Origin of the sequence: Pseudomonas sp. BGI-2, from assembly GCF_004310295.1 — a bacterium.
Taxonomy (GTDB): domain Bacteria; phylum Pseudomonadota; class Gammaproteobacteria; order Pseudomonadales; family Pseudomonadaceae; genus Aquipseudomonas.
In genome coordinates, this window is the sequence record NZ_SISB01000010.1 from 50,039 (window position 1) to 62,163 (window position 12,125).

8 protein-coding genes are annotated in these 12,125 nt (G+C 59.1%); 5 read left to right on the top strand and 3 right to left on the bottom strand.

The window, feature by feature from the left end; all coding sequences use genetic code 11:
• The first annotated feature begins 123 nt into the window (after positions 1 to 123).
• The 3 genes from msrB to EYC95_RS09110 all read left to right on the top strand — a co-directional run bounded on the left by msrB (position 124) and on the right by EYC95_RS09110 (position 1,637).
• Positions 124 to 519, top strand: a complete 396-nt coding sequence (gene msrB / locus EYC95_RS09100) for a peptide-methionine (R)-S-oxide reductase MsrB (RefSeq protein ID WP_131060051.1) — start codon at positions 124 to 126, stop codon at positions 517 to 519.
• 174 nt (positions 520 to 693) lie between these two features.
• On the top strand, positions 694 to 1,179 hold the full coding sequence (locus tag EYC95_RS09105; RefSeq protein ID WP_131060052.1) for a glutathione peroxidase: 486 nt from the start codon (positions 694 to 696) through the stop codon (positions 1,177 to 1,179).
• Entirely contained in the window at positions 1,176 to 1,637 is a 462-nt protein-coding gene (locus tag EYC95_RS09110) for a MarR family winged helix-turn-helix transcriptional regulator (RefSeq protein ID WP_131060053.1), read from the top strand. Before EYC95_RS09105 ends, EYC95_RS09110 begins: the two co-directional genes overlap by 4 nt.
• Here EYC95_RS09110 and EYC95_RS09115 read toward each other — a convergent pair.
• A complete protein-coding gene (locus tag EYC95_RS09115) occupies positions 1,621 to 3,942 on the bottom strand; it encodes a response regulator (RefSeq protein WP_131060054.1) in 2,322 nt (773 codons plus the stop codon). The genes EYC95_RS09110 and EYC95_RS09115 overlap by 17 nt on opposite strands.
• A gap of 168 nt (positions 3,943 to 4,110) precedes the next feature.
• On the opposite strand from EYC95_RS09115, the gene EYC95_RS09120 reads away from it, so the two are divergent.
• Complete coding sequence (locus tag EYC95_RS09120) at positions 4,111 to 5,001, top strand: ATP-binding protein (protein ID WP_131060055.1); 891 nt, start codon at positions 4,111 to 4,113, stop codon at positions 4,999 to 5,001.
• Positions 4,998 to 5,480 carry a GAF domain-containing protein gene (locus tag EYC95_RS09125; RefSeq protein WP_094468350.1) on the top strand — a complete coding sequence of 161 codons (483 nt, stop codon included), beginning with the start codon at positions 4,998 to 5,000 and terminating at the stop codon, positions 5,478 to 5,480. The genes EYC95_RS09120 and EYC95_RS09125 overlap by 4 nt, the downstream gene beginning before the upstream one ends.
• Here EYC95_RS09125 and EYC95_RS31010 read toward each other — a convergent pair whose 3' ends face one another.
• A complete protein-coding gene (locus EYC95_RS31010) occupies positions 5,481 to 7,049 on the bottom strand; it encodes an HD-GYP domain-containing protein (protein ID WP_371928414.1) in 1,569 nt (522 codons plus the stop codon).
• A gap of 1,429 nt (positions 7,050 to 8,478) precedes the next feature.
• A complete protein-coding gene (locus EYC95_RS09135; protein ID WP_131060057.1) occupies positions 8,479 to 12,123 on the bottom strand; it encodes a transporter substrate-binding domain-containing protein in 3,645 nt (1,214 codons plus the stop codon).
• Between the last annotated feature and the right edge of the window lie 2 nt (positions 12,124 to 12,125).

Here is a 12,125-nt window from a genome sequence, read left to right on the forward strand (position 1 = left end):
TAAATCCGTTTGAATGCGCGTGGTCTGGCTGCCAGACTGGCGTTTGACGAGGCGCAATCATACGTGCCGCCCGATCCGTGGAAAAGGTACAGATCGGGCTTTTTCAGCTGCTGAGGTGTGACGATGGAAAAGTTGGAAAAAACCCTGGAAGAATGGAAGGCGATGCTCGATCCAGAGCAGTACAACGTTTGCCGTCTCAAGGGCACCGAACGGCCGTTCTCCGGCAAATACAACGACACCAAGACTGACGGCGTTTACCACTGCATCTGCTGCAGCGAGCCGCTGTTCGACTCCAAGACCAAGTTCGACTCTGGCTGCGGCTGGCCGAGCTTCTACGCGCCGATTGGCGACAGTGCGATGGTCGAGATCCGTGACGTCAGCCATGGCATGATCCGCACCGAAGTGGTCTGCGCCAAGTGCGAGGCGCATCTCGGTCACGTGTTCCCGGATGGCCCGCCGCCGACCGGTCTGCGCTATTGCATCAACTCGGTGTGCCTGGACCTGGTGCCACGCGCCTGACGCGAGCCCTGTAGGAGCGAAGGCGTCGGGTCAGTCAACAGGAGTGTTGAATGTTAAGACGCCTTCGCGAGCAAGCTTCGCTCCTACAGATGTTCAGCGTTTAATAATTTAAATTGCACACAATTCAATTGCTCGCTATGTTTGGTGCTTGTTCCTATATATCGAGCCCAAGCCATGAGCGACAACCTGCTGACCATCCCGGTGACCACCATCAAAGGTGAACAAAAGACTCTCGCCGATTTCGCCGGTAAAGCCGTGCTGGTGGTCAACACCGCCAGCAAATGCGGTTTCACCCCGCAGTACAAAGGCCTCGAAGCGTTGTGGCAGACCTACAAGGATCAAGGCCTGGTGGTGCTAGGCTTTCCCTGCAATCAGTTCGGCAAGCAGGAGCCGGGTAACGAAGGGGCGATTTCCGAGTTCTGCGAGTTGAACTTCGGTGTCAGCTTCCCGCTGTTCAAGAAGATTGATGTCAACGGTGCCGGCGCGCATCCGCTGTTCGTGCAGTTGAAAAAACGTGCACCGGGCGTGCTGGGTTCCCAAGGCATCAAATGGAACTTCACCAAGTTCCTGATCGGCAAGGACGGCCAGTTGGTCAAGCGTTTCGCTCCGGCGACCAAGCCGCAGGACCTGAGCCGCGAGATCGAAGCCCTGCTCAAATGAACACCTTGTCAGTCGATTCCCTGAAGCTCGACAGCCAGCTGTGCTTTAAGCTGTACGCCGCTTCTCGGGCGGTGATCCGCGCCTACAAGCCGATGCTGGATCAACTTGGCCTGACCTATCCGCAATACCTGGCGATGCTGGTGTTGTGGGAATGGCAGGAGGCGGCGCCGGAACAGCCGACGGTCAAGGCACTGGGTGAACGCCTGGCGCTGGATTCCGGCACCCTGACGCCGTTGCTCAAGCGTCTTGAGCAGTTGCAACTGGTGCAGCGCCAGCGATCGGCGCGCGACGAGCGAGAAGTGCACCTGAGTCTTTCGCCCACCGGCAAGGTTTTGCGTGATCAGGTCGGGCCGCTCAAGGCCCGGTTGTTGTGCGACAGCGGCGTCGATCTGGATCGCCTGAATGATCTGCGCGACGGTCTGGATCACCTGTTGGGGCAAATCAAAGCGCTGTCGTAGTCGGTATCCACAGGTCGAGCAAGGCGGCCAGTTCTTCACGACGAAAGGGCTTGGCCAGGTAGTCGCTCATGCCCGCCACACGGCAGCGTTCGCGTTCCTCGGACATGGCGTTGGCGGTCAAGGCAACGATGGGCAATTGGGGCCAACGCCCGCTGCGGCGGATTTGCCGACTGGCTTCATAGCCATCCATCACCGGCATATTGCAATCCATCAGCACCAGATCGAATTCGCTGTGCTCGAGCTGATCCAGGGCTTCGGCACCGTGAGCGGCGACGATCACCTCGCAACCGAGTTTACCGAGCATGCCCTTGGCCACCAACTGATTGACCGGGTTGTCCTCGACCAGCAGGACGCGTCCGCGCCGTTGGGGGGTAAGGGCTTCGACCCGGGCACCGTTGATCAAGTTGCTTTCTGGTTGCAGCACCCGACGCAATGTCTGGTAAAGCGCATTGCGCGCCAGAGGTCGTGCCTGTTGTTGCAGGGGCGCCAGAGCACTCGCTTCTGCGCTGGGCATGAAGCTGCCGTAGGCGGTCACCAGCAGAATAGGGGCGTCGAGGGTCGGGCGCAGGCCAAACAGGCATTCGGGACAGTCAGTGATCAGCACATCCGGGTCGAGGCCGATAAACGAGTCATCGATGGAGCGTTGTTGGTAGTCCAGGCCCCAGCCGGGCAACAGGTTTTTCAATAGCTCCGCCAAGCCACTGTTCGCCGCAGTGATCGCGATAACCTTGCCCGGTAAAGGCTGCGGGGGCATGGCCCGGGTGTGGGAGGGTAACGGCAGGTCGGCGCAGAACTGGCTGCCGAAACCTGCTTCCGAGCTGATGGTCAGGCGCCCCTGCATGGCTTCGCAGAGGTTATAGGTCAGCGCCAGACCCAACCCGGTGCCGCCAAATTGTCGGGTAATGCCGGCACCGGCCTGTGTGAAGGGCTGGAAGATTTTGACCTGAGCATCCTGGGCAATCCCGATACCGGTGTCGCAGACTTCGATTCTGACGCCATCTTCAAACGTTGAAAGACGCACGTCGACCCGACCGAAACGGGTGAACTTGAGGGCGTTGGACAACAGGTTGCTGACGATCTGCCGGACGCGGGTCGGGTCCCCCAGCACCAGCGCAGGAAAGTGCGGATCGATCAGGCAAGTCAACTCGACGCTGGGAGCGGCGTTCTGCGACAGCAGGTTGGCGGTGTCCTCGATCAGCGACCCAAGGTCGAACGGAATGTGTTCGAGTTCAAGCTGGCCGGCATCGAATTTCGACAGGTCGAGAATATCGTTGAGCAGCTCCACCAGCACTTTGCCCGAGTCGTGGGCGATAGACAGCTGTTGCTGTTGTTCGGCATTGAGCGGGCCGTCCAGCGAGAGCGCGATCATGCCCAGCAGGCCGTTGAGCGGCGTGCGGATTTCATGGCTCATATTGGCCAGGAACACCGAGCGTGCTTCGGCCATATCGAGGGCGGTGCTGCGCGCGACTTCCAGTTCCTGGTTGGATTGGCTGAGTCGGGCGTTGATCGCCTTGAGCTCCGCGGTGCGCGCCGAGACGATATTTTCCAGTTGCCCGAGGTAGTCGGTCAGGCGGTTTTCGGCGTTGCGTCGCTGCTGGATTTCGGTGGCGATGTTCTCGAATTGCTGGTTGGCAACTTTGACCAGTACACCGATTTCATCGTTTTTATGCCCGTTCGGGTATTCCAGCCAGGTCGGTTCCGCGCTGCGCGGATCGCGTCCGCTGAGTTCGCGGATAACCCGTACCAGCGGTTTCGTCAGCATCACGTAGAAAAGCGCCAACAGGATGCCGGTCAGGAGCAGGCTGCGAGCGAAGCCGTTGAGCAGCGTCACCTCGGCCCGGCGCAGGAAGCGGCTGCCGTAGGCGTAGGTATCGACCTCCAGTCGCAAGGTCCCGAGGGATTCGTCCGGCAAGTGGTCGAGGTAGAGGCGGTCTTCAAACTGGCGGTTTGCGCCGAACAGGAAGTCGCTGATCATCCGGTAATTGTTTTGCTGGGTCGGACGTTTGACGCTGGCCAGAACGGTACCGTTGTTGTCAGTCAGTTGCCCGCCGACGATCGCCGGTGAGCGCAACAGGCCCATCGTCAGTTCCTGAGCGAGTTCGGCGTCGATGTTGTAGGCGATGCGGGATGCAGGGTTATGGCTGATTTCCAGCAAAGACAGTATTTCGCGGTTGATGGAGGCATCTTCGCTGGCATAATCGATGCCGATTTGCAGCAGACTGAGCAGCGTGCCCAGAATAAAACCGACCAGCACAGTCAACCTGGCTTGCTTGTATGACAGCCGGTGGGTGAATTTGATATCCATGGGGTGTTGAACCACTTCCGTTTCCCTTCGCTGCTCAAGCATAGTCGATCATGCATGGATACCGATGTTCTCGCGAGCCCTTGTGCAACAAGGGATGAACCGGATACCGAACGCTGTGTTTCGTCGCTGTAATGCCATCATCACTGTGAACGTGCCCGAGGAGAAGACGTGGATTCCCGATTGAATGCTTTTCTTGAACGCGCCGATGCCGTCTTGGCCCGTATCGAGCCGCTCTTGCCTGCACATCGGCAAGCCATCGACTGGACGCAATGCCTGGCTGCGCGCTGGCAACGCGAGGGCCGCAGCGGTTTTCTGCTGCCGCTGCATGTCAGCCTCGACACGCGGTTGACCGACCTGATCGGGGTCGACCGACAAGTGGAGCAACTGGGGCGCAATACCCAGCAGTTCCTCGATGGCATGCCCGCCAACCACGCACTGCTCTGGGGCTCGCGCGGCACCGGCAAGTCGTCGCTGGTGCGCGCCTTGCTGTCCGAGCATGGCAAGGCCGGCCTGCGGCTGATCGAGATCGAGCGCGATCACTTGGCGGACCTGCCGCGCGTGGTCGAACAGATCGCCAGGCTGCCTCAGCGTTTCGTGCTGTTCTGCGATGACCTGTCGTTTGAATCGGGCGAAGGCGACTATCGCGTGCTCAAGAGCGTGCTCGACGGTTCTCTGGAACAGGCGCCGGATAACGTTTTGCTCTACGCCACCTCCAACCGTCGCCACTTGGTGCCGGAGAAGGAAAGCGATAACGAAAACTGGAAAAGGGTCGACGGCGAACTGCATCCCAGCGAGGCGGTGGAAGACAAGATCGCGCTGTCGGACCGTTTTGGGTTGTGGCTGTCGTTCTATCCGTTTACTCAAGAGCACTTCCTTGACGTCGTCGAGCACTGGATCGGTCAATTGGCCGAAAAATCCGGCCTTGAGTGGCAGCGTAATGAAGAGCTGGACATCCTCGCCGTGCGCTGGGCTACCGGCCGAGGCAATCGCAATGGACGCTGCGCGTATCAATTTGCCCGCTATTGGGTGGGGCTGAAGCTGTTGGAGAACAAAGCATGATCGATTTACAGAAGAGCGGCCAAGGCCTGGACGGTTACGGCATGTTATGGGCTCAGTTGGAGTCGTTACTGGCGGACGAGCGTGACTTCATTGCCAACGCCGCACAGTTTTCGGCGTTCCTGTACAGCCAGCTCGACGACCTGAACTGGGCCGGTTTCTACCTCAATCGCAACGAAGAACTGGTGCTCGGCCCGTTTCAGGGGCAAATCGCCTGCGTACGCATTCCGTTCGGTCGCGGCGTGTGTGGGACGGCGGCGGCAACCTTGCAGACCCAGCTTGTCGAAGACGTTCACGCGTTCCCCGGGCACATTGCTTGCGACAGCGCATCGAACAGTGAGCTGGTTGTGCCGCTGGTCAAGGACGGCCGCCTGATCGGCGTGCTGGACCTCGACAGTCCGAGCCTGGCGCGGTTTACCGCTGACGATCAGGCCGGTATCGAGCAACTGGCGGCGATTTTCCTGCGTCTGACCGATTGCTGATCACGTCCTCAAGCCGGCCTTGGCCAGCAGGCTTGACGGGTCTACTGCATCGATCTGTCGTGGATCAAGGAATCGGTCGGCGTACTGCAAATAGATTCCGGCGTTGATGAACAGGCTGAACAACTCCGGATCGATATGGGCGTCACGGCACATGGTGGCCATGATGCCCAGCGCTTCACTCAAGGTTTTAGCCTTCTTGTAGGGGCGATCGGCGGCGGTCAGCGCCTCGAAAATATCGGCAATCGCCATCATCCTTGCCGGCAGGCTCATTTCTTCGCGTTTCAACTGTTTGGGATAACCGGTGCCGTCCATTTTCTCGTGATGGCCGCCGGCGATTTCCGCGACGTTGTTGAGGTGGCCAGGGAAGGGCAGGTGGCTGAGCATCAGGATCGTCTGCACCATGTGGTGATTGATGATGTAACGCTCCTCGCGGGTCAGCGTGCCACGGGCGATGCTCAGGTTGTAGAGTTCGCCCCGGTTGTACTTGTAGTGTGGTACATCGAGCTTGAAACCCCAGGGGTTGTCTTCCGGGATCAGCTCGCTTTCGGCGCGTTCGAACAAGTGCTCGGGCTTATCCGCCAACAGCGGCTCGCTGACTGGCAAGGTCGGCGCCGGGGTTTGTGCCTGGCGGCGGTTTTCTTCCCAGGACACGCCGAGTCGATCGTCCAGGGTTCGGGTCCAGTTGCGCATGGCAATGCTGCGCAGACGTTGCAGATCGGCCTCGGCCATGGCCTCTGCGCCCAGATTGCAGCGGGCGACGAAGGCGAAATCATCATCCAGCCCGGCCAGGTTGGCATTGCGCAATTCGGCCAGGTGCTGCTCGTCACCGCCCAGGGCGATGGCCTGCCAATAGTTGATCCAGGCATCGCGCTTGAGGACTTCGAAACGGGTGCGGATTTCATGTATGCGGTCGTTCAGGGTCTCAAGCTTGGTGGCTTTATCGACCACGTATTCAGGCGTCGTGACCTTTCCGCAGTCGTGCAGCCAGGCCGCAATGTGCAGTGCTTCCCACTCGTCTTCGGTGGGTTGGTAGTCGCTGAAGGCCGGAGCCTGACTGGCGGCAGCGGCCTGGGCAAGCATCAGGGTCAGCTCCGGCACTCGCTGGCAGTGACCGCCGGTGTAGGGGCTCTTGGCATCGATCGCACCGGCCAGCAGTTGAATGAAGGCGTCCAGCAGTTGTTTCTGCCTGGCTTGCAGGCGCTGGCTCTCAATGCTCACGGCGGCCGCGCCGGAAACAGCCTGGAGAAACGCGATGCGGTCCGGGCGAAGTTTTTCCAGGTCGCTTTGTGTGCCACTGTCGGCCAATAGCAGGATCAGCAGGCCCACGGTTTCGTTGTGCCGATTGTGTAACCGGATACCGATCAGATGAACCCTGGGGCATTCCAGCGCGAGCATTACTTTCTGCAAATCCCCCGCCTGTTCGAAACCCAGATTGGTGACGACATTGTCGGCGTTCGACAACTGCTGCAACCACTGAGGACTCTGCGGGTCCTGGAGTTCGTGTCCTTGAACACCGAACGACGGCAATGCCTGTGACGTGCCATTGATGACCAGGCCTTGGGGCTCCATGCGATCGCTGTCACGTTCGCGCAGGTAAATCAGACCGGCCTGGGCCTGGCCGATCTTCACGGTTTCAAACAACACCCGCTGCAGCAACGGCGCGAAGCGCGTCTCGGCGCTCAGGCTATCGGTGATCTGGAAAAAACTGCCCAGGGTGTCCTTCATCCGCGCCATCGACACGCTCAGTTGATCAACTTCGAGCACCGGCGAGCGCCGACTGAGCGGAAAGTTGAAGTTGAAACTGCGAATCGCGTCAGCTTCCTGCACCAGCGTGCGCAGCGGCTTGACCAGGACTCTTGAGGTCAACCATCCCACGGGCAGGCACAGCAGCAATGTCGCCAGGGTAATCAGCGCGCCTTGCCAACGCATGCGGTAGGCATCGGCGAGCAATTCGTCCTCTGGCACCAGCAACGCCAAATGCAGGCCCTGGGGTCCGCCCTCCGTCATGCTGCTGCGCGCCACGATCCATTGACGACCGGCAGCGTCCAGACGATTGCCGGCGGGAGGATGGGTGAGCAGGGCGCCGAGGCCGGGGCTCAGGTCGGCCGCCTTGTTCAGGCGAGCGGTCTGGTCGTCGATGATCAGCTTGCTGCTGTCGGGGTAGGCGATCGCGTTGCCTTGGGCATCGAACAGCACGATTTCGGTATGGGGCGTCACCACATGTTTGGCCAAGGTGGCCGACAATTCCGCCAGTGTCAGGTCGGCGCCGATTACCGCATTCTCACCACTGCGCCGGGCCAGGGTGGTACCGACGTTGTGAGTGGAGAAAAAAACATAGGGCTCGGTGGTGATCTGGTCCACGTCAACCCGCGCACTGGTGAACCAGGCGCGGGTACGGGGATCGTAGGTTTCGTCGGGATTGTCCTGACGGCGGATGAGTGTCAGGGACTGATCAAAAAACAGGGATTGGGAGCGGATCTGACCACTGCTGCCGTTGTGCTCGATGCTCCAGACTTGAAACGCCGCCGTGTCCGGGGCTTTCATTGCGGTTCTCAGGGCTGTGGTCCGCAGGGGGCGAACCATGAAAAAGTCGCCGTTGCCGTAGCCCAGGTACAACGATGCCAGGTTGGGGTTGTCCTTGAGCGATTGACTGAAGGGTTGAAGCAACGCCAGTCGCTGCTCCAGATTCGGTGCCCGGGTCGCCGGGTAGTCTGCTAGGAGGCTGAGCAGATGGCGAATCGGTTCGTAGGTGCCTTGCAGGTCCAGGCGGACATCCTGCTCGATGCGGTTGAAGAGCTTTTCACTGCTGGACAGAATGATCTGCGTGGTTTGGCCGTAATTGAAAATGCCCAGCACCACGCCGGTCAGCAATAACAGGAAGGTGAACATCACACTGATATGGATGTGCAGGGGGAACCGGCGTTGATCCGGGCGCAGTGGGCTGGGCATTGCGGGTCTCTCCATGATGGTTAACACACTGCTCAGCGTCCAAGCATAGTTAAGGCTCCATTATTCTGCTTTTGTCGTTGTGGCCTATTTGTTGTTGCAATGCCTGCTCCAGTTCGAGCATGGCGCGCTCCATGGCCTTGGTGCAATTGGCGACTTCGTCAGGGTGGAACACTTCGTGACAGGCATTTTCGAGCGCCTCACAGCTGTCGATCAATCGGCAGGCCTGGACGATTCGCGCAGCACCCTTGATTTTGTGGGCAACATCGATGAATGACTGCCGGTCCTCCGAGGGGGACAACGCCAGTAATTCTTGCCGGTCCAGACGATTGCTGTTCAGCAGTTCGGACAACAATCGCTGGTCCAGTGTCGGGCTGCCACCCGTTAACAGATGCAGCCCTGCAAGGCTGAAAGCCGGGGCGCGGACCATTGGCGCAACGCCTCCAACCCATTGACTCAAGGAAGTCAGGCTGAGGGGTTTGAACAGGCAGTCGTCCATTCCCGCGTCTTTGCAGCGTTGGATTTCTTCCGGCTGTGCATTGGCGGTGAACCCCAGCACGGTACAAGGCCGGCACTGGGTTTGCTGTTCGTGTTGGCGAATGGTGCGAGCCAGCTCGTATCCATCCATGATCGGCATGTTGCAATCGACAATCACCAGATCGAACACCTCGTCCTTCCAGGCTTTCAACCCTGCTTCGCCATCCGTTGCGACGCTGGAGCGATGCCCCAGGAACTCCAGTTGCTGGCACATGAGCAAGCGATTGGCGGGATGGTCGTCGACCACCAGGACGTTCAGCACAGCCACGGTTGTATGGATAGGCGGTTCGGCAGTTTTCGTCACCCGCTCGGGTGGCAGCGTTGCAAGGTTCAGCGAGACCTGAACCTGAGTGCCGCTACCGGCCTGGCTGCTCAATTGCAGGTTGCCGCCCATCATCTCGCACAGACTGCGGCTGATCACCAGTCCCAGTCCCGCGCCGCCTCTGACGGAGTGCCCGGCATTGTCGGCCTGGGCAAAAGGCTCGAACAAACGCTGTTGATCCTGTTCACTGATCCCGATCCCGCTGTCCTGAACCTGCAGCTGCAGCAACATCCGCTCGGGTTCGTCGGTCGGATGCAGCTCGACCACAATCCGGACCTGACCCTGTTCGGTGAACTTGATGGCGTTGCTCACCAGGTTGGACAGCACCTGCTTGAAGCGCATCGGGTCCAGCATTACATCGGTGGGTGGTTCGGCAGGGTTGAAGTCCAGCCGCAGGCCAAGATTTTTCTGGCGGGCCAGTCCGTCGAAGATCCGCACCACTGATGCCACGGTTTCTCTCAGGTTGACACGTTCCGGGCTTAGACTCAGGCGCCCGGATTCAATTCGCGCAATATCAAGAATGTCCCCGATCAGGTTCAGCAGGTCTTTCGCCGAGTGGTAGGCCACGTCAATGGCCGGGCGATCCGGATGGCTGTGATCGATACGCTTGAGGGTCAGTTCGAGCATGCCGATGATTGCGTTCATCGGGGTGCGGATTTCATGACTCATCGTCGCCAGGAAGGTGCTTTTGGCGCGGTTGGCTTCATCAGCACGCTCTTTCGCGGCACGCAGGTCATCGAGCAGTTGTCGGCGCTCGCTGATGTCGATCCAGCCGCCAATAATGCCTTGTACTTCACCGCTGGAGTCCCGGTAGGGAAGTATCCAGTGATAAATCGTCAGCGTGCGGTCTCCGATATGCAATGGCCGGTCGAGAATCAACGGCGTCCCTTCGGCCACGACGCGTTGGTAATCGGCCTGATATTTGTGCGCTTCAAATGAGTTGCTCATGCTGCCCTGCATGACGTTTTTGCCCATCACGTCTTCGCGTCTGGCGCAGAAGGTCTCCAGGTAACTGTCGTTGCAGCTTTGCAGCAAACCCTGGCGATCACGCACGTAGATGGGATGAGGTGTTCCGTTGACCAGCGATCGCATGAATTCGAGTTGGTCGTTCAGGGCGAGTTCGGCGGCCAGCCGCTGATTGATTTGGCGACGCATGTAAGCATTCCAGGTCACGGAAATTAGCAGCAGCACGCCGATACCGAGCACGATCTGATAGAACACCCGGTGATAGTTGCGCCAGGTACTTTGCGAGGCGGACGAGTAGCCGCGCCAGCGGCTGTTGATAATGCCCAGCTCTTCCGGCGCGATGCTCAGCAGTGCCTTGTCGAGGATCGAGCCCAGCTCTTTGGCGTCGCGTCCGGTTGCCAGGGAGAACGCGGCTTGCCGGGTGCCGATGGTGGTGCTGATTTGGAGTGTGTGCTCGAAAATTCGCGATGAGATGAAATAGTTGGCGATCACCAATGAGCTCACTGCACCTTCAGCCTGACCTTCGGCGAGCAGTTCCACGGCACTGAAGGTGTCCGGCGTTTCGATCAGATGGATTCGCGGGAACTCGCGGCGCAGGTAATCCACTATCGGATTGCCTTGGGCGATGGCCAGGCGCTGGTCCTTAAGCTGCGTCAGGTTTGACGGGCTGCCAGCCGCTTTGCGCGTCAGCAGGACAACGGAGTTTTCCAGATAAGGGCGGCTGAAACTCAGCATCGTTTCACGTTGCGCGCTTGGGAGCAGAGCGGCGATCAGGTCCGCCTGATGGCTGTTGACCTGCTCGATCATCTCGTCATCGTTGCGGCTGCGATGGATTTCGAAGCGCAAACCGGTGCGCAATCTGATCAGCTCGAGCAAGTCGGCGGAGACGCCCCGAAAGTTGCCGTTGCTGTCGAAAAAAGTCAGCGGTGCCAATGCCTCGTTGACCACGACCCGGACGACTGGATGTTGCGCCAGCCAGCGTTCTTCGCGGTCGGTGAGTTGCAGTTTTTGATCGGTGAGAAGCATGTCACTGCCCGCACTCCAGCGTTTGGCAATGTTTTCTCGCTCACTGCCAGGGGTCGCTTTGAGGATTGCGTTTATGATCCCGAGCAGATCCGGGTTGTCCCTATGCACGGCAAAGCTAAAACCGTGGGCTTCGTGTTTACCGAAGTTGGCCATGCGGATGTTGTTCAGATACCCCTTGTTGATCATGTAATGGGTGGAAATGGTGTCGCCAAGAAAAACATCGGCCTGGTCGAAAGCCACCGCATTGATTGCATTCTGGTAGGAGGGGTAGGAAGTGATGATCGCTTTCGGGTACAGGGCCTTGACTTCGTCCAGCGGTAAATAGTGATACACCATGCTCAGCCGCAGCCCGGCGAGGCCATCGCTCAGGGATCTGGTTTCTCCTTCTCGCGTCACCAGAACCGGTTGATCCACGGCATAGGGTGTGGACAGTACAATGTCGGCATTGCGGGCTTCAAAACCATTGGCGCTACCGAGCATGTCGACCTCGCCTTTTTCCAATGCCTCGATCGCGTCTCCCCGGGAAGGGTAGCGCTGGACCTTGACTGGCAAACCGGTGGCCTTGCCCAGGATGCCCGCGTAATCAGCGGTGAAGCCTTCATAGTCGTGGCCACTGATGGTCAGGTCGAAAGGAGGATAGTCGGGGGCAGAGGTGCCCAGAATCAGTTCACGCTTGTTGTTAAGCCATTGTTGTTGCGATTTATCCAGCTGGACTTCCATGTGTCCGGTCATTGAACGACTGAGCAGGGTGTAATGCTCACTCGCAGTCTGTGCCGCGTGCACTGAGGTGCTCAGGCATAAACCCGCGGTCAGCAGTATCAGATAATCCTTTATACGACTGGGCATCC

Bases quoted from the DNA above. Each gene is read 5' to 3' on its own strand.
- msrB (WP_131060051.1), top strand. From the start codon at position 124: ATGGAAAAGTTGGAAAAAACCCTGGAAGAATGGAAGGCGATGCTCGAT.
- EYC95_RS09105 (WP_131060052.1), top strand. From the start codon at position 694: ATGAGCGACAACCTGCTGACCATCCCGGTGACCACCATCAAAGGTGAA.
- EYC95_RS09110 (WP_131060053.1), top strand. From the start codon at position 1,176: ATGAACACCTTGTCAGTCGATTCCCTGAAGCTCGACAGCCAGCTGTGC.
- EYC95_RS09115 (WP_131060054.1), bottom strand. From the start codon at position 3,942: ATGGATATCAAATTCACCCACCGGCTGTCATACAAGCAAGCCAGGTTG.
- EYC95_RS09125 (WP_094468350.1), top strand. From the start codon at position 4,998: ATGATCGATTTACAGAAGAGCGGCCAAGGCCTGGACGGTTACGGCATG.
- EYC95_RS31010 (WP_371928414.1), bottom strand. From the start codon at position 7,049: ATGGAGCCCCAAGGCCTGGTCATCAATGGCACGTCACAGGCATTGCCG.
- EYC95_RS09135 (WP_131060057.1), bottom strand. From the start codon at position 12,123: ATGCCCAGTCGTATAAAGGATTATCTGATACTGCTGACCGCGGGTTTA.